Genomic DNA, 23,417 nt, shown 5'->3' with positions numbered 1-23,417 from the left:
TACCAAATTGCAGAGTTAATCAGTCAACTTGCTCTTGTGTCTGACTACAGACATAGGCGCTAAAATAAAAATACTGGCTATTCCAATCATCACTGTAAGACCAAAGCTGCTTACAGCGGGTGTGGCACTAAATACCAGAATGCCAAAAACAGCAGCAGATGATAAAGCAGACAAACTTATAGCAAGAAACGTTTTGGCCTGTAGGCCACGTTCTTGATAAAAAATGACATAATCGATTGCTAATGCAAGAATCAATAAAACAGCAAGTAGGTTAAAGATATTCAGGTGTTGGGCAATTACTTGAGTAATAATCAACGATAATAGGGCACTCCCTATTGTTGCTATTGCCGATAAAAATCCAGCTGTTATTCCATATTTAATAATCAAGATGACTATTACAACAATAAATGCGCTGGCAAGTAAGATTAAAATACCTTGCCGATACTCTGAAAGCGCTGTACTAACCTCTTTTGCTGGATCATAAACTGAAGCACTAACATTATTTTCAAGCCATACTAAATTTTCAGCTGATAATCTTTCTTCTGTTAACTCGAGCCAGGCTGCATACTCATTTTTAGTCAATAAACCACTACCTGTTTTGTATTCAGCGATATAAAACTGACCAATAAAAGCTAATGGACCTTGGGCAAAAACGCTATATTCTAATGGCTGAAATTTTTCGATCGGATCTGTTAGCCCTGTAATGGCCAGAGCCCCATTAAAATATCCTAATTTATCTGCACCTTTTAACAACTCATAATGCTGTTGTTGCTGTTTAATTGAAGGTAATAGTTCATGTAAACCTTTTACATGAATTTCTGGTTGAGTTTTATGCAGTTGACCTACTATCTTTTCCTGCGTCTCCAACAATGCTTGCACCGATTCAGCTTTTACAATAACCCGTTCTGAGTCTCTGTATGATAGTATTTCTGCCGTTTTAACTTCTTGTGCAAGTAACCAATTTGGGCTCGAATTCAAAAGTCTAACATCATCATTAAATTGCAGTGGCGTAACGAAAAAAAACAACGTCACTATACATAGTAAAGCAATTGAGATTGCATAATTATAGTTTCGCACTTTGCTAAAAAGCACCACACCATATTGGCTAAAGTTCATGGCAATAGTTGATTTTTTGACATAAACGGCGCGATCTAAATATGGAAGTAGCATCAACACAGTAATTAACGCTCCAAACAAACCAAAAATCATAAAAACCGCCACTTGGCTCAATAGTGACAATGGCGAATAAATTAATACAATATATCCCATTGCGGTCGTTAGAAAACCCAATATTAGGGGCTTAGCGATAGAAGGCTTTTGATTACCATCTACACTAATATCCTGATTATCAGCATAAACAAAAGCATGAAAGCAATAATCTACGACGACTCCAATTAACGTTACAGCAAAAATTAATGTTAATAAGTGCAAACTATTAAAAAACCATAAAATAGCGATAAAGCCATAAAAACTGGCAACTGATAATACAACTAACGCTGCTGTTATCGGGAGTAACGAACGAAAAACTAAAATGATCAAAAAAATAACAGCAACAATAGAAAGAACACCAAAACTAGAAATTTCATTTTTTGCTTGAGCAGTTGATTCAGCAGTATGAAAAAGAATACCTGAATAATTGATATCAACTTCGAAATCAGTATTAATGTGACTAAAAGCCTCTGTTAATTTGGCCACCATTGCCTGGCTAGCATCGAGATCAAAGCCATCTAGCGATAATTGTAGACGCATAATTAAATACTGCTGTTTCTGCACACTTATCGTGGCAATTCCTTGATGGAATTCAACGTCACTAAGCTTGGACAGTGCATCCTGAAGGTATATGGCCAAATTAAGTCGAGGAGCAGTTGCAATAGTTTCACTAACAAAAGGATTGGCAAGCTGAATAAGTTGATTATTAGCTAATTGGGTTAACATTTGCCCATTAGCTATATTATTTAAATACGACTGTGGCAGGAAATTGTACTTATAAGGAGAATAAAAACTAGCAATGTCGGCCAATGCGGGTTCAGGTGTACGCAACTCTACCACCTGTGAAATTTCAGAAATATCTATTCTTAATTTCCGATATGCCGCTATTGCATTATCACCTGAAAGCAACACCACCAACTGTTGAGATTTTTGCTGAAATAACGCATGTTCTGCCGTTTTAAAACTTTGATGTTGAGCACTTTTAGGGAAAATTGATAACAAGTTAGTTTCAACTTGCCATTTACCCCAAAAAATAATGTATACGCCTAGCAATAATACGATAAGTAATTGTAGCCAGTATAATTTTTGAAACTTAGTTAAAACGAACACGAACAGTCTCTGGCAATGCTGATATTGCAGTTAATTTGACATCAATTTCCGTCCTATTGCCACTATGTTCTCGCAAAATAATGCGTCCAATATGGTTTAAAGCAAGTTCGGTGTCTTCATTAGATTGTTTTTGGCATAATTCAATCGCTTGCATCACCTTAGACAGCTGTACTTGTTTAGGTGTTAACATTACACACCCTTGTATTTCGCTATTTGTCACAATAAAGTTTGCATCGATTTGCACACGATCGCCCGAGAGAATACTCAGTAACATCAAACTTAAATTACTTGCTCCTTTAAGCTTTTTAGGTGGATTGTGACCATCTTCTGAATAAACACTATTATTTTTTAAAATTAACGCTGAGTATAAGGGAGTATTCGTTTGCCATAGCAAGCCTAGATTAACATCAAAATGCAATTCCCCATCTGACTTAATTGGCTGCTTTAACACTTTAAAGTATTTACGCTGAACAAAACTGCCTGAAGCTACAGGAATAACACTAAACTCCAACATACCTTCCGTTACATTGTTAGCTTCATTGGCTAGTATTTTGTAACTAAGAAATACCATTAGAAATAATAAGACTCTTAACATGACTGAGCTACGATTAAGTGCTTTCATGAGTATTTTCATTCAGTTGTTTTATTTTATTCACCAATACTTGCGGTGATACATACTGCATTTCTTGTGTGGTAATATCGACAGCAACTTGCACCGTATTACCTTTCGTTAATTTAGTTCCTGTTCTTGCACAACAGATAACATAATTAATTTTCAACCGTGATTCGTACTCAATAAGTTCTGCCCTTACAATAATTTTTTGAGTAAAAACAGCAGAACCAATATATTTAGTGCGCATATCAACAATCGGCCACATATAACCTGATGCTTGCATATCTAAATAATCGTACGATATTTTACGCAATAGTTCGCAACGCGCCACTTCAAAGTAGCGCGCATAATTACCATGCCAAACCACCTGCATAGGATCACAGTCATGAAATGGCACGTCAATAATAACTTCTGCTGATAAAAACACTTGTTTAGTCATATAAATTCCAACGTTGTGTTTGAATCGCATCAACCGTAAAACGCAGCAATTTATCTAACGGCCGATCATCTAATAGCGGCTCAAAAAACTGACAAATATCATCATACATTTCCATCACGGGCAGCGGCAATGTGTCGTGATCAAGCTCATTATTCGCAATACGAATTCGAACACCTTGCACTGCAGCAAGTAATGTACTTGCCAATACCTGCTCGGTTAACTGTAACACCCGCATTGCATCACGGGCAGCAATAGTACCCATACTAACTTTATCTTGATTATGGCACTCTGTTGAGCGCGAAAAGACACTGGCTGGCATCGTCTGCTTTAGCGACTCTGCTGTGTACGCTGAAGCACCGATTTGCACGGCTTTAAACCCGTGATTTATGTACCGTCGAGCGCCATCACTCATGGATAAATTAGATGGTAAACCATTGTTATAACGAGTATCAACCAAGGATGCTATTTGGCGATCAGCTAAATCGGCTAAATTGGCTACAGCGGTTTTTAACGAATCCATCACCATAGCAATATGTCCACCATAGAAGTGACCACCATGTAAAACATGCTCACCAGGGCCATCAATGATAGGGTTATCATTGGCTGAATTTAACTCATTTTCTATCATTTGACGGAACCAAGGTAATGAGTCTTGCAATACACCAATGACATGCGGCGCACAACGAATAGAATATCTGTCTTGTAAACGGTCTGCATTACGAGGGTGGTCAACGTGATTCAAATCATTACGGATCCAAGTAGCAATTTGCTGCTGACCTGGGTGAGGTTTTACTGAAAACAAAATATCATCAAAATGATGACTGTTTCCTTTCAAAGCCAAACTTGATAATGCCGTAATTCTCGTAGCGAGTTTAGCTAAATACTGTGAACGGTCATACGCTAAACAAGCAATAGCGGTCATTACCGCTGTACCATTCATGATTGCTAAACCTTCTTTAGGTCTAAGTGTTATCGGTGTTAAATTTAAACCTTGCATGACTTCAAGACTATTTTTGATTTCGCCACGATAGTAAACATCGCGTTCACCAACTAACGCACCTGCAATATAAGATAACGGCGTTAAATCACCACTAGCACCTACAGAGCCCTCTTGAGGGATCACAGGCACAATATCATGTTGTAAAAATGCTTTGAGCAGCTCTAATAATGGCCAACTTACACCAGAATAGCCTTGTGATAGCGATGCTAAACGTGTTGCTAAAATGGCTCGCCCTTCAAATGAGCTAAACATTTCACCCAAACCACACCCATGAAACCGGGTTAAATGCAAAGGTAATTCAGGCACTAAACTCAATGGAACATTCACGGTAACAGAATCACCGTAACCCGTTGTAACTCCATAAATTACGCCATCTTCTTTTAAAAGCGTATCAAGAAAATTCACACCTGAATCAATTTTATGACTAAAATCAACAGACTGACTTAACTCAACATCAATATCGTCTTTGGCAATATCAACTATATCTTCTATTTTTAGGCGTGCTTCACCAAATTTAATAGTGCTGTTACTTGTTGGCACTGTGACTACTCCAATTTTTCATTTGTTGAGTTTGGTTCATTTACATTGCGAACAACATCCTGATCATTTCGCCAGAAGTCGAAAAAATTAAACCATTGAAAAGGGTATGCTAAGCAATAATATTCTAACCGTTGTGCATATTTATTAACGACTGCAGCCAAAGACTCTTGCCTATTTTTACGAGAAAACTTCAAACTATCTGCGACATGCTCGAATATTACACGGTAATGCGCTTTTTCTTTGAGACAAAATAAAAAATATACCGGACAATCTAATATAGATGCCAGTATAAATGCACCTTGTGAAAAGGGTGCTGGTTTACCTAAAAATGGGCTATAGATAACTCTGCCTTGTGAAGTTACGCTAGTACGATCACCAGCAATCACTAATATTTCACCGTTATCAATACGTTCTTTAAGCAATATAGCTAAGTCAGCACCAACATGAGTTGCCTGAATCAAATCGACATTAGAATTAGCATTAATTTTTTTCATCACCTTATTAAATTCAACAGCGTGATGAGTAAAAACTAGCACATTTATACGTGTTTGATATCGACCATGACCAAGGGCACGGCAAACTTCCAAGTTGCCTAAATGAGAACCTATAAACACTGCACCTTGCTGCTTTTCTTGTAACTCCGCAATAGGGTGTTCTTGGCTGTAAATGATGTCTTCGGGCGTTACACGCCCCATCCAAGCATCTATTTTATCAAAAGCACTTTGTGCGAAACTATAAAAGTGCGCTACACCAACACGGTGTGTAAAACGCTTAGTAGATTTTTTAACAGAAAAAATTTGCTGCCAATATTCTTTCGATGCCTGCTTACTAGCACCACCGGTAAAATACAAATACGCAACCACAGGATAAAGGAAAAAAGAAAGCACTTTTCGACCGAATAATCGATAAATAAAAAGTAGCACTTGTATCCCTAAATACGTGCCGCGTTCTTGCATTTTTGACCAATGTTTAGTTGCAGCCATGAGACTATTTAAGCTTTCTTAAAAGTAATTGCGGAATACGCGGCAACATACCGAAAAATAAGCGTGTATGCATCCATGATATCAATAAATTATCTTCTAGCGCTCTAAAGTGAGAAACACCATGTTCTGGGTAATCAACTGCGGTATCAATAAACTTAAATTCAATATTTTTCCAAAACAGCCTTACCATTACTTCAATATCGAAGTCCATCCGCTTACCTAGTTTCTGCTGCTGCAGTAAACCAACAGTGGTAGCCAAAGGATAAACACGATAACCACACATGGTATCTTTTATTTTAAAAGATAAGGTTTCGATCCAAACCCAGAAGTGGGTAATGTTACGCGCGTAATATCGAGACCTAGGGATAGACTCATCGTAGACAGGTTTACCGCTAATAAGAGCATCAGGAAAACGCTTTGATTCAGCGAGCAGTTTTTCAACATCATCTAAATTATGCTGTCCATCAGCATCTACTTGCAATGCATGGCTATAGCCTTGTTTAAATGCCGCAAGCAAACCAGTTTGAACTGCGCCGCCTTTACCCTGATTAATTTGATGTTCGATCACAGTTAAAAGCGGATACTTCAATGCTAAATCTCGGAATAACGCTGTTGCTTGTGCATGACTAGCATCATTTACCATAATAATAGGTAAATTAAACTTTACTAATTTTGACACTAATTCATCCAAGAAAATGGTGTGATTAAAGTTTGGAATAACAATACAATAGTTCACTAAATATCCTCAAAAACGATGCGACCTGAGGCGTGTTGCCCTTTTTCTGAGGTATAAGAAAAGAGAATTTTATTTGGTGATTTTTTTGTCAGAGTTAAATTCAATTTTTGTCCAGGAATGATCACAACTTGAAATTTTAGTACTTCAATATTTTTAATATCACGCTCAGCTAACGAAAACTTCTGTTTGCTATATTCAACTGCCCAGTGCAGTTGCACTACACCTGCTAAAATTGGCGCTTCAGGAAAGTGGCCATTAAAGTAATCTAAGTCGGTGGGAATATATAACTGTAACTCAACTTGGCTATCTTCAATGTACTCAATTAATACTTCAGGCCAAACATTTACTAAGTCGTTATTCACATGTGCAACATTAGTCAAACAGCTTCTCCAAATCACTCAATACTAATTTTCCCTGCGAATTATACGGATATTCAGACAAATATCGCCACTTTTTTGGTAAGCAAATACGCTCAACATCTGTAAGCAAATGCAATTTTAAAATATTATTCAGTGCCAACTTTCCTCTGTTATTTAAACTCGCTTGCCCTTTATCCGTTAAAATGAGCACCGCCGCTAATATTTTTCTTATGCTAACCGATTTATTGTTGATCACGATAATGCGTGCTTCTACAACTAATGGGTGTTCAACCAAATGTCGCTCAATATGTGTTAAGTTAACTCGTTTTTCTTCTATTTTAACGGTTCGATCAACACGCCCTTTTAACAGAAAACTCTGAGTATCAAGTAATTCAACGCAATCATCTGTTATATAAGGCTGCTCATCAACATATGGAGAGAATATTTCTAAACGTTGGCCTTCATCAGACACTTGTATTTTAATATTTGGAAATACTTGCCATGGTTCAGAATCTGACGCTTGACCACAACGCCAAGCAATTCCACCAGTCTCGGTACTACCATAAACTTCTGTAGGCGATATTTTCATCTGTCGCAATAAGGTTTGACTACTTTCCAGTGCAAGCATTCCTCCCGAACTAAAAATACCAGCAAAATACTTTGAATTGACCACTAAAACATTGTCATGCACTAAACGTTGCAAATGAGCGGGACTCGAAATTAATAGCAAACTACTTTTTTGCTTCAATTTATTTGAAGCGCGTAGTTCCTCGAATAAACGACAGATATGCTCAGGATACTCAAAAGTCTGATTAACAATATTTTTACCTAGAGATAGCGGCAATAGCACTTTAAATAACAAGCCATAAATATGTTGATGGGACACAGTGCTAACAATAAAGTTGGTGGGTTCAAATAAAATTGAAAATTCGCGCTGTAAAGTACCAACCTCTAACATTAATTGCCGACAACTTTTACGAATAGCTTTCGCATGTCCCGTAGAGCCCGAGGTAAAAAACGTTATCTCACCAGTAAATAAACTGAAAAATTGCTCACGGGTATACTCAACTTCATCAATAGCTATATCTGTATTTGAAACTACTATTTGTTTTTTGCCTGCTAACTCAAGTGTGCCTGCTGTTGCGTCACACTCTTGAGCAAGTTGTGATAAAGTGCCTGCTTGCGCATTAGGAGGCAATAACACCTGTTTTTTTTCAAAAATAAGCGCAAATAACCATACAGAGAACTGGTAACTGTCAGCATCGAATAGCAAAACCTTATTTCCAGATATCTTTCGAACAGCCATTCGAGTTCTCGAAACACACTGACAAAACTTTTTAAAGGTGATGAACTCGCCATTTTGATAAAAGCATTTATCATTCATTGATAGTCGAACTCTTCAAACTTTCTGAGGCTTGCTCAGCCTGCAAACGATGTTGCTTTTTAACTTTTAAACGCACTAAATACTCGACTAACATTAAGGTTGCCATCAATACATAGGATAGAAAACCATTGTAAATCATCCAAGTATCTAACGTCGTAAAAAGCGCAGTATATAGTGAAATCAAGCCATTAATGATAAAGAATAGGCACCAAACTAATGTAACCTTTGCTGTATATTTAATAGCTGGTGCAGACATATTTTTTTCATTCAAGCGAGCAAAAGTCTCAATAACAGTTGGCTGTTTATAATATGAATAGGCAAAAACGACTAACATCGAAAAGTTAACCGCTAACGGGTAAAGTTTAAAGCCTAATGAGCTATCAGTAATGACACTTGTGCCTATCGCCAAAATCCCCAACAATGATGCAGGTAACATCCATGGCAATTTTTCCAAACGAGCCCTAACAAGTACAATACGCAGTAAAACTAAAACAATTAAAATAATCGCTAAATAGCTTGGTGCAATATTATTTAGGCCAATATAAACCGCAAAGGGATACATCAATAGTATCCCCGTTGTAATCGCTGTTATAAAAAGTTTCACTAACTGATAACCAGTTTTTCAACCTCAACAACCACATCTTCGACCGTGCGCACTTTTTTAAACGTTTCAGGGTCAATTTTCTTACCGGTGATCGCTCTTAGTTTAACCACCAAATCTACCGCATCAATACTATCAAGATCCAAATCTTCATATAAATTTGCTTCTAGCTCAATGTCTGCTTCATCAACTTCAAAATCATCGCGAATAATTTCTAACAGTGTTGAAAATATTTCTTCTTTTGATTGCATATCGATTTCCTTTACAACCTATTTACGCTTTTGCTTTACTTACAAATTCACACAAAGCATTTATCGATGAAAAATGCTGCTTAGTTTCTTCAGAATTAGCATCTATCTTAACATCATAATTTTTCTTAATCGCTAAACCTAGTTCTAGCGCATCAATACTATCTAAACCTAAACCATCAATAAATAACGCTTCATCATCTTGAATATCAGCAATTTCAATATCCTCTAAGTCCAAGGTTTCAATAATTAATTGCTTTAATTCTACTTTTAAATCACCCATATTTACTGAGTTCCTCTCTAAAAAAATTTTCCAAATCTCGATTGTATTGCCGAACATCTTTGGAGGTTTGTATAACATTATTTTCTGGCAAAATAGGCGAGTGGTCCACGACCATTGCAGAGAAATGTGCTTTTGATTTCGGTATTCTATACCAAGGGACATTCTTTGTTAATGTTGAAGGTATGACCTTTAACAAAACTGAGGTAACATTTGCCTGGCATCTTATCGCAATATTGGCCGCGCCGCGCTGAAAATGCAGTTCATCGTCTAATTTAGTTCTAGTACCTTGGGGAAAAATAATTAAATTATTACCTTCTCTTAATGACGACTCACAATCTTCCAATAGCCCCTCAGGATCTGCATTACTGATGTAACCGGTGTTGTTCACCACTCCCTTTAGAAATACATTTTTGAATAGATGTGTTTTAACAATACAATCGGCATTAGGGATCATTGATATCAAGACAACTACGTCAATCAAAGATGGGTGATTTGCCATAATTAAATGACCGTTCAGTGATTTTAGCTGCTGGGCTTGCTGCAAATTAAACTTAAAAATACCAACAAATCCCATAAAACCAATAAAAAATTTAAAGGTGTAATGAACCGTTTTTCTAGCCACTCGCTTTTGCGATTTTTTATCGGAAATAACCAAACGCTGAAGAGGAAAAACAAAAAGCGAGAGCAATAAGCCGCCGAGACCGAAAAGAGAAAAGCAGACGCCTGTAGCAATAACACGCCAAAAATAATTGAATTGGTTAAGCATTTTTCTCTAACGCCCATTGATAGTTGTTACTTGCCAGCAAAATTTGTTGTTGTGTGCTGCGATACCACTGTGAAAACAATAATGACAATGGCATGCTATCAATCACGGTATTAGAAAATTGCTTAAAGGAAAAACGAATACTTTGTGCTCCCTCAGTTTTCTGTTCGTGTTCAGGCAAAGAAACCACCATAGAGATAGCATGCGATAACTGCTGCTCATCTTGAAAACCAAGGTAGGTTTCTGGCAGCTTCTGATCAGCATGAATAAAAAGAATTTCATCTGCTAAACCTGATTTCAGCCGAGCATAAGCATCAACCAACGCCATCATAAAACTATCTTGTCCTGCAGAAATGGCGTTTATCGCCTGCTTATTGTTGGTTAAAATACTAAATAAGCTTGGTATGGCATTATGGACAGACAAACCAAATGCTGTTGGTGATATGGCGTTCTTATCAGCTAAATCAGCTAAAAGTGTAGATGTTTTCGGCAGATCACCGTGTCGACTAGAAAAAACAATTGGTAAGTCTTGAACAACGTCAATTATCGAGTCATTAGCAACTTTTAGTGCCATTTTTGCAAATGGACTTAAGCGACGGCGCTGCATCGCTGGAACAAAAGCTAATTTAGGCCAATTTAACTCTGTTTCATCTGAGTTTACAGCTTGTTCAATAGAAAGTTCATCACAGTGAGCATACCAAACACTTAAGTGGCGTATTTTGATATCCATTGTAAATTCCCAACACATGAAAAACTAAGCAGTAAAAAGTAGCGAGAAATGTTATACAATAGGGGCCAACAAAGCAATTAAAACAGTTGTTTTAATAAAAAATATATCAGCAAATTATCTTCTAACATCGGCATAATTTACTTTACGGGAATATTTCAATTGCATAATGAATTTTTAAACCCTTTTGCAAAGAATACCAAAATAAAAGATTTAACATTACCTTACTATGCTGTGTTTAACGCCAACAATATTTGTGAGAGTAGAATTGCTCTTTTAATAGAAGAACTCCTTCATCGTGATGAGAAAATAGTTATCGCTAAAAGAAAAAAAATTACTGCTAAAAAAGAATATATTGCTAGTAGATTCCTAATAAAGTCATTTATTTCACAATACTTAAATATCCCATATAAAGACCTACAACTCAGTTTTGATCAGAAATCAGTGCAATTAAACGCTATGTATCATAATTCAACTGTAGCCGTTAATATATCTCTAGCCCATTCAAAAGGTTTCATTTTCTTTGCTATCACCCGAGCTAACATTGATATTGGTATCGATATTGAATTTCAAAATCAACATAGAGATACCCAAGCACTAATTAAAGCTTACTTTCATCCTGATGAATTAAGTACTTTACTTGAAGGTAGCAAAGAGCAGTTTTATCAATATTGGGCACTTAAAGAAGCTTTAGCAAAAATCACAAAAAAAACTATTTTAGAAGTACTAAAGCAAAAGACTACCCAGCAGTTATCTCGCTTTCATCACATAAGTTTTCAATATCAGCAATTTGCATTAGCCATTGTGCAAACGGCACGGATTAAGCCGCAACCTATAAATCTAATTAACTTTGATGAGAAACTACAATTAAACTATGAATAAACTATTAGAGACTTATCGCTCGAATATTTGGCTCAAGTTATTTTGGTGGCTTGCGGTCATCATCCCTGGTATTCCATTTATCATATTCTCTGTAGGCTTTCAGTTATATGCCCATTGGCCAAGAGACTTTAGCCAAATAACTTCCATCACTGTTAACCCAAAGACGGAATACCTATCATTATCAGTTCATGGCGTGAAAGACAATCCAAAAAGCTGGAGTAACCGGCTACAAAATACGATTAAAAACACCAATGTCCAACAACTTGCTAAGTTTCAAAAAGCACAAGTTAGTTTATCTTGGCAGCCATATTCGGATAATGCCTTAGTATGCTCAGTAACAGGAAGAAACATTGGCGAACAGCTTGCAAACAAGGTAGCGAAGTTGCCCAATATTAAAGTAATTCACCTAATAGGGCACAGCTGTGGATCATTTGTTATCTATGGCTTGTGTGAAAAGTTAAAACAGATAAAACCAATGATCAGGGTTCAAAGTACTTACCTTGATCCCGTAGCAATATACTCAGGGTTATTTTGGCAATATGGTGTTAATAATTTTGGCAGTTGTGCAGATTTTAGCGATAGCTATATTGATACTCAAGATACAGTACCAGGCAGTAACCAAAACTTAAAGCATGCTTATACGTTTGATGTTACTGATATTCGATTAAAAAACAAACATCCTTATGCGCCGCATGCTTGGCCAACATTTTTCTATATTGATGCTTATAAGAGTAATCAGATACCCATATTATCAGATGAAGATATAGAACTAAGCGATAAACTCAATAATGACAAGCTAACAAAGTGGTGAAAAAATCATTCTACACAACAATGCAGAGATGACATTTCGTTGCCTTAATTTATACGCTCTTTCACATCCATGTGACCGCAGTATACAGTTCTTCCTGAACATAAAAAAGCCATAAATAATATTTATGGCTTTAAGATTAAGAGCAAAAATTAATTACTTAGTCACATTTTGAACATCAATTGCTCTTAATAAATTTGTTACCCAATTTGCGTATTGACGATGAATTTTTTCACCGTCATATTTTAAATTCAGTGAACTTTGATATTCAACGGTTAAATTCTTGTCATCATGTTTAATTAACACGACTAATTGATGTTTACGAATATCTAATGTCGCAAGAATTTCCCCTTCTGACTTTACCTTAGTTTTCCAACCTAAAGATGCTGCAGCTCTAATAATTGACCGCTCTACATCTTTTACTGTGCTCTTTGTATCGCCATATTGGGCGACAGGTTGATCGACATACTGTGGTACAGGGATAGTCGACTTACACCCAGTCAGTGCAACCAATGCAACAACTGCCGCTAAAAAGTAGATTTTTTTCATTTTAAATTCCTTATTAATACCGACAAGTTGACCTACATGTGATCCATGACTTCAATCGTCGCAGCTTGTTGCTTTTCAGCAGCCTTTAGTTTCCATTCAGGAAGGTATTCATTCATCTTAGAACTGATACTATTGGCATTTTTAACTGCCCACTGTTCAGCTTTAGGACCACTTTTAACAAACTTACTATCAGCTAACATTTCGTTAAAGTCTTTTGAACCATACTTAAATTTTGCAGTATCGTCATTTCGCACTGGATGCATAGAAAAACGTGCTTTCCAAAACCCCATACGCGGTGTTACAACAGAGTAATAGGTTTTCCCTTCAGCAACATTAGCTTTTAAGAAATCAGCACTTTCTCCAACTACCATAAACATATGCTCACCAGGCGACGCCATATAGCTAACTTTAGTATCATTTGAAACAATACCAATAAATTTAGGTGTGCCAGAAGTAACATCATAAACTGATGCTTGAATTGCTTGGCCTACAAATGCTGAACGCATAAAGATAACTTGCGCATTACCAGCTTGAGCATTGGTTTGTACTTGCTCAGTAACAGGCTCCATTAATGTTGACTGACAACCACTTAATAACAGCAAAAATATTGCGCTAACAAAAAGATTTTTAAACATAATTTTCCCTAATAATTTATTATTTTTCCATCAACAAATATATCATATTTTCTTATTTAGATTACAGCTACCTGATGATTTTTCACTAAAAAGCATCAACTTAAAAAACGACAAATAAATTGTGCGCCACCATTCGGAACATTTTTCACCGATAAATCGCCTTTCATGCGTTTAGAAGCAGACTTCGCAATTGCTAAGCCTAAGCCTAAACCACCGGTTTTTCTGCTACGGCTTTTATCTAAACGGGCAAACGGAAAGAAAATAGTTTCTTGAAATTCTTCAGGAATACCAGGGCCATCGTCAATAACATTAATTTCAATTTGGTTTTGAATTAGCTGAACCGATATTTTAATTGACGCTTTTCCGTGGCTTAAGGCATTTTTTATCAAGTTATCAAGTAATAAACGCAAATAAACTGGGTTGGTGGTTATTTCTAATTGAGCATCTATGTCGAGTTCAATTTCGATACCAGTTTCGCTAGATAACGCTTGTACGCGTGACGAGATAAATGCAGCAAACTCTATGCTTTGGTAGTAATCACTTTCATCATCATCAACCGTAGCATTTAGCTTGGAAAATGCGACAACTTGGCTGATCAGTTCATCGATATCGTCAATGTAGGTATCAATATTATCAAGCAAAGCAATATGTATTTCATTCTCGCAACCTTTTCTTAATAAGCCCGCAGCTAACTGAATTCGGCTTAATGGCGTTCGTACTTCATGTGGCACAGCTTGGGCGAAAATTTGGTTTTCTTGCACGGTATCAGCAATTGCACTTGCCATAGAATTAAAACTATAAGCTAATTTATTTAACGGCTTGGTGAGTTGCTCATTCGCTCGAGTATCTAATTCACCAGCACCAAAAGTTTTTGTTGTCGTAACTAAGGCATTAATTTGTTTTTGTAGCTGCCGTACTGGCCAATAAATGGTAATTGAAATAATTAATAATAAAATCAGTACAAAAAATATAAAAACCGCTTCCGCTACATCTAAACCAGTGAAGCTTTCAATAATCTCTGCATTATCGCCTTCATGATGAGGTGACTGCATATTATCTGCAATCAATAGCTTAGCTTGAAACTGCGGATATGAATGAACGGCGAGCATACCAGCATCATCCGCCAATTCATAAGTATCAACATCTAAAAAACTACCCAAATATTCACACTGCTGACAGTAGTCGATTTCATTTTCTGGCAACCAGCGGATATCAAAATCGGCTGAAAGGGGTAAATTAAAGTTATATTCAAGCGGCTTCTGTACTTTATTTACGTCAATTTGCCGACGAATTTCATTCGAAATATAAGTAGAGTCTCGTACAAAATCATTAATCGAATCCTGCTCCATCATACCTTCAACAAAATACTGAGTAAGAGCAAAACTAAAGACAACCGCAAATAATATACTTAAGTACAGACGAGTGAAAAATGATGGAGAGAGTAGAGTAGGGTTAGCCATTAAGTAACATATAGCCTTTATTTCGCACTGTAGTAATTATTTTGTAAGGCATTTTATCGTCGTTTAATTTCTTTCTAAGCATAGATATTCGCATATCGATAGAACGATCATTAAAGTCATAATCAATACCACGTAGTGCTTTACAGCAATCATCACGTGAAACCGGTATACCAATATTTTGTTCAAGTAAATTTAACATTTCATATTCTGATCCTGTTAAATTTAATAACTCACCCGCTAAAAACACTTCACGAGTTGCAGCATTAATATGTAACTTACTGTGTTTCTCATTCGTTATGTCAACATTTGATGTCTGTGAACGCCTAATTAACGCTTCAATTCTCGCCACTAAAATATGTGGCTTCAATGGCTTGCTTAGAAAATCGTCAGCACCTAATTTTAAAAGGCTCACTTCACTAACATCATCATCACTTGCCGTTAAAACAAGAATAGGTGCTCGGTAAAATAAGCGAGCTCTTTTGCATATTTCTAAGCCATTTAAACCGGGTAACATCAAATCAAGAATAACTAGATCAGGATGATAGCTTTTAATTGCTGCTAATGCGTCACTACCATCATTAATTATCTTACTTTCATAACCTTCAGCCTCTAAATACATAGCGGTTAAACGAGATATTTCGGCATCATCTTCAACAATTAGAATTTTCATTTTACTCATAAAACCTCACTTAAGCTTGGTGACCGATTCTACTGCTAAAAGTTCCTGAATATAAGGGTTTCTTACATACGCTTACATAGCAAAAACAACACTTACAGAGTCTTACTTTGTAAGGTATTTCAACTTGCTACTCTGCCTCAAAATTCTAGCTATTTGTAATTGAGAAAGACATTAAATTCAAGCTCCTCTTTTACATAGCCAATGCGGAGCAAAACTAATGCAACCCAGTTATCAAATAAAAAAACAAGGAATAACCCGAGTTTTATCAGCATTCAACAACACCTATAAAGGCTTAGTTTGGATGAGTAAATACGAAGCAGCTTTCAAACAAGAGCTGCTATTAATCATGATATTGATACCACTAAGTTTAATTTTAGAAGTATCTCCATTAGAGCACTTAGCACTAGTTATTTCATTACTTTTTGTTTTATTTGCGGAAACCCTAAATACCGCAATTGAATCAGTTGTCGACCGCATAGGTTTTGAATATCACCAATTATCAGGGCTAGCGAAAGATCTTGGCTCTGCTGCTGTATTGATCAGTTTTACCATCGCCATTGCAACATGGGGGGTTATATTATGGAATCTATAATTGCTGCACCTCAGCCTGCTTTCATATCCCCGCTAAGTATCGTTCGCCGCACCATACAACCTTATTGGCTATTAGTGCGCTTTGCTTTTTTTGCTCTCATTCTATTGTCTGTAAGCCGTGTTCTCTTAATGGCATGGCAAAGTGACAGAGTACAAAGCTTTGATAATTGGCTGACGATATTTACCAATGGTCTACGTATTGATATTTCCTCAATCAGTTATTTACTCATTATTCCCGTATTGCTAACAGCATTAGTACTTTTTGTTGGCCGAGGTACAACAATATTAAATATTTTCGTTCGTTTCTGGCTAACGGCCATGATGATGCTTTTAGTCTACATGGAGGTACTGACACCAACCTTCATTTTAGAATACGATTTACGTCCAAACCGCCTATTTATTGAGTATCTAATTTACCCTAAAGAAGTGTTCTCTATGTTATGGACAGGTTACAAGTTAGAGATACTGCTTAGCACAGTAGCATTAACTATAACTTTCATCGCAACACATAAATCTCTAGATAATATGCATGAAAAGTCGAAGAAATTAACCTTATTGATAAAATCTATTTCAACAATAATGTTAATTTTATTACTATTTATTGGGGCTCGCTCTACCCTTGGTCATCGTCCAATCAACCCAGCTATGATGTCGTTCTCCACAGATCATTTACTCAATGACCTGACATTAAACTCTAGTTATTCAGCTATTTATGCCGCATTACAAATGGCAAATGATAAATCGAGCGAGCAGTACTACGGAAAAATGTCAGATCAACAAGTTATTGATACCGTACAATCGTTGACCCTAAATGAAAAAGCTTCTTTTACCAAACTGCAGCAACCTTCATCATCTTATAAACAAGCCAGTTATGTTGGTAAAGCTAAAAACCTTGTTATTGTTTTACAAGAAAGTTTAGGGGCTCGTTATGTTGGTAGCTTAGGTGGCCTGCCACTGACACCAAACTTAGACAAATTAATGCAACAAGGTTGGAACTTTAATCAGCTCTATGCCACTGGTACTCGTTCAGTACGAGGAATAGAAGCTGTGATCACCGGCTTTACACCAACACCAGCACGTGCAGTTGTTAAATTAGATAAATCACAAAAGAACTTCTTCACTATTGCCGACTTCCTTGCAAAGCAGGGCTACCACACCCAATTTATTTATGGCGGTGAAAGTCACTTTGACAATATGAAAAGCTTTTTTCTCGGCAATGGCTTTCAAGAAATCGTCGATTCAGATGATTTTGACAATATAGGTTTTGAAGGTTCGTGGGGCGCTTCTGATGAAGACTTATTTACCCAAGCCGATAGAGAATTAACAGCACTTGCTGCGTCTGACAAACCATTCTTCAGTTTAATTTTCACCAGTTCGAACCATAGCCCTTACGAATTTCCTGATAATAAAATTGAACTGTATGATAGTGAAAAGAATACCCGCAACAATGCGGTAAAATATGCTGACTTTGCACTTGGACAATTTTTTGCTAGAGCCAAGAAATCTAATTATTGGCAAGATACCGTATTCATTGTTATTGCCGACCACGATTCTAGAGTTGCAGGAGCAAGTTTAGTACCCATTGAGCATTTTAGAATACCAGGGGTAATTTTAGGTGATGATATTTCCCCAAGAAATGACCTACGCTTAACTAGCCATATTGACATTGCACCAACACTGCTTTCTCTTATTGGCGCTAGTGGCGAGACTCCAATGCTGGGTCATGATATGACAAAACATGTTCCTAAACATAAACAACGAGCCATGATGCAATACGACAAAAACTTTGCTTTTATGACGCATGATTCGGTTACAATTTTACAGCCAGAAAAATCAGCCATGAATTTTGACTATAAAGACCGAAAATTCATTGAAAAACCTGTAGATGATGTTCTAACAAATGCCGCTAAAGCTAGTGTTATATTTGGTAGTAAAGCTTACCACAAAGGGTGGTATCAATAGTCACTGAGGTCTTGAGAATATTTTTGAAATCTTAAATCAATATAGAAAAATACCAACAAATTAACTTGTTGGTATTTTTTATTACCTCGCGCAGTAATTCGAATAAAGATTAACTTACTAATTTATCTCGCTGACTTTGATTAAGTTTTTCAACATTACTACCGGAGAGCATCTTTAGTTGAGGTAAAGCAAGTGTGTTGAGCAAACTTGCATTCAATTTATTCAGTTGCTTAGCATTCAGCTTTTTCAGTTGATTCGGCTGTAACTTATTTAACTCTGTTACCGACAGAGCATTTAATTCGGCAACCGTTAATTTTTTCTTAGTTGAGCTTGAGCCTCCTCCACTATTTGCCTGTTCAACCTTATTACTGCCACCGGCTGACACACTTCCCGAAAACATTTCACTTGTTTGGCCTGTTTGTACCGAGAAAGTTGGTGGTTTTTCTGAGTTAACTTGCTCTAGTTGGGAAAGCTGCTCCGTTAACTGATTCATTTTTTCAGATAATTTATCTATTTGTTTATGCTCACTGCCCGTTAACTTTTCAGTTGCTGACAGATAAATGTTATCGGCTTGTTCAAATAACACAGCTGCTGATTTTTCTTGTGTCGCTGATAAGTTATCATTTTCAAATAGCGCATCAAGTTTGTTGTGAATATCACTTAATGCCTCACTTTGCTTAGTCGTTAATTTTTGTTCCAGAATAAGGTCAATACTATCTGAAGTAGCATCTAACGCTTGCATTAAGCTTGCCATTGAGGAAACATTCACTGATTGCGAAGCTTGCTTGTTTGATGATTGTAATGTTTGAGATTGATTGACTTCATCTTCGGCCGTTGTCGCTTTAATATCTGACGAACGGCTACCTAATATCTCTGTAGGAATGTGTGCTTGCAGTGATTCAATTTCCATATTTAATCCTTACCTTGTTAGGATTTAAGTTCTAAAAATGAAAAAGGCCTCGCAACTAATACTATTTATTAGTAGAAACCTTTTTTGCATTATTTTTAGCGTTGCTTATAAATTCGAAGTTTCAAGGGTTACGTCTGTAAACGCTATTTTTTCAATGGCAGTTAAGGTGTTAGTGCCGTCGCGATTATCTTGAAGGTCTTGCACTGTCACTACATCATTCTCTTTTGTTATTTTGTATTCTTCTGATGAGCCAGAGAAAGTGACCAAATTAGCACCTGCATTACCGGTAATGTTATTATCTCGTTGATTAACAATGACATTACTATCATTCGTCCCCGTTAAAGTAATATCTTTGAGGTATTGTGAGTGATGACTATATTTGACCTCGTCATTAAAAACTAGGCTAAAATCACCGGCAAAGCTTTCGTCAATACGGGCGTTATAAGTCAGGTATGGATGAAAGAATTTATTATCCATAATAGCTGCACCTTCTGGGTCTTTTGTTGCGAGGTCTGCACGGCCTTTAGCAATATACATTCCCCACATTCCGTATGGGTTGTCATAAGCTCCCCAAAGGCCGTAATAAGTGTCGATGACTGAAGCTAAATATTCTTGCGACAAACTATTCTCTGCTGTTAATTCGGCAATCCAGCTCGCTTGCTCAGCAGGCCATGCCCAAAGTTTTCCCGATAAAGCAGTAATTTGTGCTGCGCGAATTTCGGCTTGGTATTCAGGTAAAGCGCCAATAAAAGAAGGGCCTTGGTCAACACCAATACCGTAATCGTGCACCATATGAAGAATCTCTTCGTACGAAGCATCACGATGTTCGTAATTCTGGTTAACATACCAATCATGCCCTTCAACTTGCATCTCTCCATAATAGAGGGGCTGGCCATCAAGCTCTGCAGCGGCATTTGTGCCGTCATCAACTCCATTCAATAATAATAATACGGCATTATTTTCTGCCATTTTATTCGCTACGGCACTTTTATCTGCACCATACATTGAACCAGGATAATCAGTTAAATAGTGCTGCAATATATTACGAGAACGTACAATTTGACTTTCTAAGATGCCATTTTGAGCAACAATATGAATAGCGCCGCCATTAGGTGTTGCCACCTTGGTATAGCGATCAAACTTTAATGCAGCTGTGTAGGTGCCTTTAAGCGCTTCAGGCACTGCAGATATACCTAACTCGTTTGGTGCTGGCGAAGGTGTTGGCACAGGGGCTGGAGTTGGAATCGGTGCGGAAGTCACTTTTTTAGAACTACCACCACATGCCATAAGGGTACTAGCTAAAATAGTACAGGTAATTAAATTCTTAAATCTCATGTTAAACTGCCTTTAGTTGACGTTAATTAAAGGCAGTTTATAAAAACATAAGCTTAATGTTTGTAAGGCTAAGTAAGGCTATCGCACAAAAATTAAATTATTCTGCAAAAACAAATAACTTAAAACAACAATGTTGTTAGTAATAGCTTGAATACTAAAGATTAAATTAGTGCTTACAATTGCTTACTTTCTCCTTTGCTATAAAAATAACAACACATGCTCAACAAAGGGCTTGTCCTATTATATAGATTAGAGTTTAGGCAAATGTTGTTGCCGCTAACGTCTCACCTTTCATATTACCGGTTACAGCTGCAACATAAGCTTTAGCTGTATCTGCTGCTGATAGTCCACTTTCGGTATCCATACCCATCATAGCCATAGTTTCTTTAACAAATATTGGTGAAACAGCATTAAAACGTATCCCTTCTAACTCTAATGATGCGGCTTTTACAAAGCTCTCTAACGCCCCGTTGGCCATGCTAATCACGCCACTACCTTGCATAGGCTCTTGTGCTAAAACTCCTGATGTAACAGTAATAGAGCCATTCTCGTTAAGGTAACCTTGCCCCAAGCGCATTAAATTAATTTGGCCCATAAGCTTATTATTAAGTGCAAGCGCATAGTCAGCATCCGTTAATTCATGCAAAGGGGCAAAGTTAGCGAGGCCAGCAGTTGATACAATAGCGTCAACTTTACCAACTTTTTCGAACATGGCTTCAATAGAAGCTTTATCGCCAATATCAACATTAACATCACCGCCAGAGTAGTTAGCTCCAATAACGGTATGCTCATTATTAAGTGCCTTTGCTACTGCTTGACCAATTGTGCCGCTAGCGCCAATAAGTAAAATTTTCATGATTCTCTCCAAGTGAATTGTGTAATTGAGCTTGAAACCAGTATATTTAAACTGTTAAATAAGAAAAATAATCACAAAGAGAAATGATTATTCTCATGAAAAGAAAAATAGATCTACTCAAGGCTATGAACACTTTTGTTATGGTGGCAGAAAAAGGCAGTTTCAGTGCGGTTGCAAGAGAGCTCAATATTGTCACCTCTGCAATCAGTCGCCAAGTGTCAGATATCGAGTCGCATTATGATTGTCAATTACTGTATCGCACTACAAGATCAATGCACTTAACTGCTGAAGGTGTATTCTATATTGAGCGCTTTAAAGACATTGTTAGCCGCATTGATGAGTTAGATAACATTGCTCATGAGCGCCAGCAAAAAATTGCCGGTAATATACGAATTTCAGCACCGTTAGGCTCAAGCGAGCTTGGCGTACTTGAAAGTACCAGTGAATTTGTTAAACAACATCCTGATGTAAAAGTGTCATGGATGTTTGTTAATCGCTTCGTCAATATGGTTGAAGAGGGTATTGATTTAAGTATTAGGGTTGGTGAATTGCCTGACTCAAATTTAATTGCGAGAAAATACTCTACGGTCAACGTTCATTTTGTTGCCAGCCCTCAGTATTTAAAACAATTTGGTGAACCTGCACACCCCAACGAACTGATAAATCACCAATGCATTCTAGACAGTTCAAATCGCCTACCTGGTAGATGGCGTTATATGGAAAACGATAAAGAGCAGCTTGTTGCTGTTTCGGCTTTTATAGAAGCGAATGATGGCGAAGTAACAGCAAGGCTTGCCGCCGATGGTCATGGTATTGCACTGCTACCAACATTTTTAATGCAATCCTATTTAGATAAAGGGCAACTTGTTCCCGTTTTAAAAGCATTTGAATTTAAACCGTCGCCCGTTTCACTGGTATTTCCAGCTAATAAATTAGCGAACTCAACACTTAAGGCATTAATCAACTATTTACTGGAAAACAAAAATTAAGGTAAAAATATTCGCATGTTATTGGTTACAAATAAGCAGCAAATTTTCATCTACTGCTTTTTTATGATCAAGAATCAGGTTATTTGCTATCAAATTAAATTTAAAATTTACGACGTAACATGAACCCCAATGCACCTAAAGCAAATATTGCGACTGTTTTAGGCTCTGAAACCGATGCTGCTTTCAATGAATCTGATGACAAAATAGACGTTTCTTGTGTCGCGTGATTAGTAAATCGCACGGTGCTTAAGCCATCACAACAATTCTCAGCAAAAAATACATCAATGGTGTGAGCGCCTATGGAAAAATCGTATGTATCGATACTAAATACATCTGAGTGCTGCCAATTTCTAGTCCACCAAAGGTTATCACTTCTATTCACTAAAAGGTTACCATCGATAAACAATTCAGCACCATAGCCAGCATCTAAGCCAAAATCAAAACTCCAAAACCCTTGTTTTGCTACGTTGAAATCAATGCTTAAATGACCAATCGTATTTCGGCCAATATCAATAAGCTCAAATTTTTCAAGCTCACGTGACCTTACCTCATTTGAATTTGCAAGCCATGAAGATTGTAAGTCACCTGTTAATTGCTCTCCACTTAAGCTCTTAGTATCGAAAGAAATTAAACTAGCGTATGAGCTTTGGCTCACCATCAAAGAAATGAAAATAAAAACAGTAGTGATAAATTTAACCATGTTACACCTCTCATGCATTCAATATTACTGAGTGTGAGGTAATGCTACATGGTCGGTGACACTAAA

The 23,417-nt window shown here is 36.9% G+C and carries 26 protein-coding genes; 5 read left to right on the top strand and 21 right to left on the bottom strand.

The window, feature by feature from the left end; genetic code table 11:
- Window positions 1–15: 15 nt before the first annotated feature.
- From AC27E9_RS00445 to AC27E9_RS00385, 13 genes are all read right to left on the bottom strand, one after another.
- Window positions 16–2,319, bottom strand: a complete 2,304-nt coding sequence (locus AC27E9_RS00445; protein ID WP_487126278.1) for an MMPL family transporter — start codon at window positions 2,317–2,319, stop codon at window positions 16–18.
- Complete coding sequence (locus AC27E9_RS00440) at window positions 2,303–2,941, bottom strand: LolA-like protein (protein WP_487126277.1); 639 nt, start codon at window positions 2,939–2,941, stop codon at window positions 2,303–2,305. The genes AC27E9_RS00445 and AC27E9_RS00440 overlap by 17 nt, the downstream gene beginning before the upstream one ends.
- Window positions 2,928–3,371 carry an acyl-CoA thioesterase gene (locus tag AC27E9_RS00435; protein WP_487126276.1) on the bottom strand — a complete coding sequence of 148 codons (444 nt, stop codon included), beginning with the start codon at window positions 3,369–3,371 and terminating at the stop codon, window positions 2,928–2,930. Before AC27E9_RS00435 ends, AC27E9_RS00440 begins: the two co-directional genes overlap by 14 nt.
- On the bottom strand, window positions 3,364–4,911 hold the full coding sequence (locus tag AC27E9_RS00430; protein ID WP_487126275.1) for an HAL/PAL/TAL family ammonia-lyase: 1,548 nt from the start codon (window positions 4,909–4,911) through the stop codon (window positions 3,364–3,366). The genes AC27E9_RS00435 and AC27E9_RS00430 overlap by 8 nt, the downstream gene beginning before the upstream one ends.
- Before the next feature lie 5 nt (window positions 4,912–4,916).
- Window positions 4,917–5,894: a lysophospholipid acyltransferase family protein gene (locus AC27E9_RS00425; protein ID WP_487126274.1), complete on the bottom strand. Its 978-nt coding sequence runs from the start codon at window positions 5,892–5,894 to the stop codon at window positions 4,917–4,919.
- A gap of 4 nt (window positions 5,895–5,898) precedes the next feature.
- A complete protein-coding gene (locus AC27E9_RS00420; RefSeq protein ID WP_487126273.1) occupies window positions 5,899–6,630 on the bottom strand; it encodes a glycosyltransferase family 2 protein in 732 nt (243 codons plus the stop codon).
- Window positions 6,630–7,010, bottom strand: a complete 381-nt coding sequence (locus AC27E9_RS00415) for an ApeI family dehydratase (RefSeq protein WP_487126272.1) — start codon at window positions 7,008–7,010, stop codon at window positions 6,630–6,632. Before AC27E9_RS00415 ends, AC27E9_RS00420 begins: the two co-directional genes overlap by 1 nt.
- A complete protein-coding gene (locus AC27E9_RS00410; RefSeq protein ID WP_487126271.1) occupies window positions 7,003–8,295 on the bottom strand; it encodes an AMP-binding protein in 1,293 nt (430 codons plus the stop codon). Before AC27E9_RS00410 ends, AC27E9_RS00415 begins: the two co-directional genes overlap by 8 nt.
- A gap of 70 nt (window positions 8,296–8,365) precedes the next feature.
- On the bottom strand, window positions 8,366–8,935 hold the full coding sequence (locus AC27E9_RS00405; protein ID WP_487128239.1) for a COG4648 family protein: 570 nt from the start codon (window positions 8,933–8,935) through the stop codon (window positions 8,366–8,368).
- A gap of 41 nt (window positions 8,936–8,976) precedes the next feature.
- Window positions 8,977–9,225, bottom strand: a complete 249-nt coding sequence (locus tag AC27E9_RS00400) for an acyl carrier protein (protein ID WP_487126270.1) — start codon at window positions 9,223–9,225, stop codon at window positions 8,977–8,979.
- A gap of 22 nt (window positions 9,226–9,247) precedes the next feature.
- Window positions 9,248–9,505 (bottom strand): phosphopantetheine-binding protein, encoded by a 258-nt coding sequence (locus tag AC27E9_RS00395; protein WP_487126269.1) that lies wholly within the window; start codon window positions 9,503–9,505, stop codon window positions 9,248–9,250.
- Entirely contained in the window at window positions 9,498–10,271 is a 774-nt protein-coding gene (locus AC27E9_RS00390; RefSeq protein WP_487126268.1) for a lysophospholipid acyltransferase family protein, read from the bottom strand. Before AC27E9_RS00390 ends, AC27E9_RS00395 begins: the two co-directional genes overlap by 8 nt.
- On the bottom strand, window positions 10,264–10,998 hold the full coding sequence (locus AC27E9_RS00385; protein WP_487126267.1) for a beta-ketoacyl synthase chain length factor: 735 nt from the start codon (window positions 10,996–10,998) through the stop codon (window positions 10,264–10,266). The genes AC27E9_RS00390 and AC27E9_RS00385 overlap by 8 nt, the downstream gene beginning before the upstream one ends.
- A 159-nt stretch (window positions 10,999–11,157) precedes the next feature.
- Between AC27E9_RS00385 and AC27E9_RS00380 the strand changes: the two genes are divergently transcribed.
- Together AC27E9_RS00380 and AC27E9_RS00375 are read left to right on the top strand one after the other, a co-directional pair.
- Window positions 11,158–11,877, top strand: a complete 720-nt coding sequence (locus tag AC27E9_RS00380; RefSeq protein ID WP_487126266.1) for a 4'-phosphopantetheinyl transferase family protein — start codon at window positions 11,158–11,160, stop codon at window positions 11,875–11,877.
- Entirely contained in the window at window positions 11,870–12,688 is an 819-nt protein-coding gene (locus AC27E9_RS00375; protein ID WP_487126265.1) for a hypothetical protein, read from the top strand. The genes AC27E9_RS00380 and AC27E9_RS00375 overlap by 8 nt, the downstream gene beginning before the upstream one ends.
- A 153-nt stretch (window positions 12,689–12,841) precedes the next feature.
- Here AC27E9_RS00375 and AC27E9_RS00370 read toward each other — a convergent pair whose 3' ends face one another.
- The 4 genes from AC27E9_RS00370 to AC27E9_RS00355 all read right to left on the bottom strand — a co-directional run bounded on the left by AC27E9_RS00370 (window position 12,842) and on the right by AC27E9_RS00355 (window position 16,008).
- Window positions 12,842–13,234 (bottom strand): hypothetical protein, encoded by a 393-nt coding sequence (locus AC27E9_RS00370; RefSeq protein WP_487126264.1) that lies wholly within the window; start codon window positions 13,232–13,234, stop codon window positions 12,842–12,844.
- 32 nt (window positions 13,235–13,266) lie between these two features.
- Window positions 13,267–13,869 carry a hypothetical protein gene (locus AC27E9_RS00365; RefSeq protein WP_487126263.1) on the bottom strand — a complete coding sequence of 201 codons (603 nt, stop codon included), beginning with the start codon at window positions 13,867–13,869 and terminating at the stop codon, window positions 13,267–13,269.
- 95 nt (window positions 13,870–13,964) lie between these two features.
- A complete protein-coding gene (locus tag AC27E9_RS00360; protein ID WP_487126262.1) occupies window positions 13,965–15,329 on the bottom strand; it encodes a sensor histidine kinase in 1,365 nt (454 codons plus the stop codon).
- Window positions 15,322–16,008, bottom strand: a complete 687-nt coding sequence (locus AC27E9_RS00355; RefSeq protein WP_487126261.1) for a response regulator transcription factor — start codon at window positions 16,006–16,008, stop codon at window positions 15,322–15,324. The genes AC27E9_RS00360 and AC27E9_RS00355 overlap by 8 nt, the downstream gene beginning before the upstream one ends.
- A 217-nt stretch (window positions 16,009–16,225) precedes the next feature.
- Between AC27E9_RS00355 and AC27E9_RS00350 the strand changes: the two genes are divergently transcribed.
- Complete coding sequence (locus AC27E9_RS00350) at window positions 16,226–16,600, top strand: diacylglycerol kinase (RefSeq protein ID WP_487126260.1); 375 nt, start codon at window positions 16,226–16,228, stop codon at window positions 16,598–16,600.
- The gene (locus AC27E9_RS00345) at window positions 16,588–18,561 is read left to right on the top strand and encodes an LTA synthase family protein (RefSeq protein ID WP_487126259.1); all 1,974 of its coding nucleotides are present in this window, start codon (window positions 16,588–16,590) and stop codon (window positions 18,559–18,561) included. Before AC27E9_RS00350 ends, AC27E9_RS00345 begins: the two co-directional genes overlap by 13 nt.
- 109 nt (window positions 18,562–18,670) lie before the next feature.
- On the opposite strand, the gene AC27E9_RS00340 is transcribed toward AC27E9_RS00345, so the two are convergent.
- The 3 genes from AC27E9_RS00340 to AC27E9_RS00330 form a co-directional block, all read right to left on the bottom strand.
- A complete protein-coding gene (locus tag AC27E9_RS00340; RefSeq protein WP_487126258.1) occupies window positions 18,671–19,471 on the bottom strand; it encodes a hypothetical protein in 801 nt (266 codons plus the stop codon).
- A 105-nt stretch (window positions 19,472–19,576) separates the two neighbouring features.
- Window positions 19,577–20,806, bottom strand: coding sequence for a hypothetical protein (locus AC27E9_RS00335; protein ID WP_487126257.1), 1,230 nt, complete (start codon window positions 20,804–20,806; stop codon window positions 19,577–19,579).
- 256 nt (window positions 20,807–21,062) lie between these two features.
- Window positions 21,063–21,662, bottom strand: coding sequence for a short chain dehydrogenase (locus tag AC27E9_RS00330; RefSeq protein WP_487126256.1), 600 nt, complete (start codon window positions 21,660–21,662; stop codon window positions 21,063–21,065).
- A gap of 95 nt (window positions 21,663–21,757) precedes the next feature.
- Between AC27E9_RS00330 and AC27E9_RS00325 the strand changes: the two genes are divergently transcribed.
- Window positions 21,758–22,651, top strand: coding sequence for a LysR family transcriptional regulator (locus tag AC27E9_RS00325; RefSeq protein WP_487126255.1), 894 nt, complete (start codon window positions 21,758–21,760; stop codon window positions 22,649–22,651).
- Between the two features lie 100 nt (window positions 22,652–22,751).
- Here AC27E9_RS00325 and AC27E9_RS00320 read toward each other — a convergent pair whose 3' ends face one another.
- Entirely contained in the window at window positions 22,752–23,351 is a 600-nt protein-coding gene (locus tag AC27E9_RS00320) for a CCXG family PEP-CTERM protein (RefSeq protein ID WP_487126254.1), read from the bottom strand.
- Between the last annotated feature and the right edge of the window lie 66 nt (window positions 23,352–23,417).

The organism is Colwellia meonggei, assembly GCF_057537295.1.
Note: the sequence above shows the minus strand (reverse complement) of the source record. Positions and strands in the feature narration are given on the sequence as shown.

Coding starts and splice junctions, on each gene's coding strand:
- AC27E9_RS00440 (WP_487126277.1), bottom strand. CDS start 2,941: ATGAAAGCACTTAATCGTAGCTCAGTCATGTTAAGAGTCTTATTATTT.
- AC27E9_RS00435 (WP_487126276.1), bottom strand. CDS start 3,371: ATGACTAAACAAGTGTTTTTATCAGCAGAAGTTATTATTGACGTGCCA.
- AC27E9_RS00425 (WP_487126274.1), bottom strand. CDS start 5,894: ATGGCTGCAACTAAACATTGGTCAAAAATGCAAGAACGCGGCACGTAT.
- AC27E9_RS00410 (WP_487126271.1), bottom strand. CDS start 8,295: ATGGCTGTTCGAAAGATATCTGGAAATAAGGTTTTGCTATTCGATGCT.
- AC27E9_RS00405 (WP_487128239.1), bottom strand. CDS start 8,935: ATGTATCCCTTTGCGGTTTATATTGGCCTAAATAATATTGCACCAAGC.
- AC27E9_RS00400 (WP_487126270.1), bottom strand. CDS start 9,225: ATGCAATCAAAAGAAGAAATATTTTCAACACTGTTAGAAATTATTCGC.
- AC27E9_RS00395 (WP_487126269.1), bottom strand. CDS start 9,505: ATGGGTGATTTAAAAGTAGAATTAAAGCAATTAATTATTGAAACCTTG.
- AC27E9_RS00390 (WP_487126268.1), bottom strand. CDS start 10,271: ATGCTTAACCAATTCAATTATTTTTGGCGTGTTATTGCTACAGGCGTC.
- AC27E9_RS00385 (WP_487126267.1), bottom strand. CDS start 10,998: ATGGATATCAAAATACGCCACTTAAGTGTTTGGTATGCTCACTGTGAT.
- AC27E9_RS00375 (WP_487126265.1), top strand. CDS start 11,870: ATGAATAAACTATTAGAGACTTATCGCTCGAATATTTGGCTCAAGTTA.
- AC27E9_RS00370 (WP_487126264.1), bottom strand. CDS start 13,234: ATGAAAAAAATCTACTTTTTAGCGGCAGTTGTTGCATTGGTTGCACTG.
- AC27E9_RS00365 (WP_487126263.1), bottom strand. CDS start 13,869: ATGTTTAAAAATCTTTTTGTTAGCGCAATATTTTTGCTGTTATTAAGT.
- AC27E9_RS00360 (WP_487126262.1), bottom strand. CDS start 15,329: ATGGCTAACCCTACTCTACTCTCTCCATCATTTTTCACTCGTCTGTAC.
- AC27E9_RS00355 (WP_487126261.1), bottom strand. CDS start 16,008: ATGAGTAAAATGAAAATTCTAATTGTTGAAGATGATGCCGAAATATCT.
- AC27E9_RS00350 (WP_487126260.1), top strand. CDS start 16,226: ATGCAACCCAGTTATCAAATAAAAAAACAAGGAATAACCCGAGTTTTA.
- AC27E9_RS00345 (WP_487126259.1), top strand. CDS start 16,588: ATGGAATCTATAATTGCTGCACCTCAGCCTGCTTTCATATCCCCGCTA.
- AC27E9_RS00340 (WP_487126258.1), bottom strand. CDS start 19,471: ATGGAAATTGAATCACTGCAAGCACACATTCCTACAGAGATATTAGGT.
- AC27E9_RS00335 (WP_487126257.1), bottom strand. CDS start 20,806: ATGAGATTTAAGAATTTAATTACCTGTACTATTTTAGCTAGTACCCTT.
- AC27E9_RS00330 (WP_487126256.1), bottom strand. CDS start 21,662: ATGAAAATTTTACTTATTGGCGCTAGCGGCACAATTGGTCAAGCAGTA.
- AC27E9_RS00325 (WP_487126255.1), top strand. CDS start 21,758: ATGAAAAGAAAAATAGATCTACTCAAGGCTATGAACACTTTTGTTATG.
- AC27E9_RS00320 (WP_487126254.1), bottom strand. CDS start 23,351: ATGGTTAAATTTATCACTACTGTTTTTATTTTCATTTCTTTGATGGTG.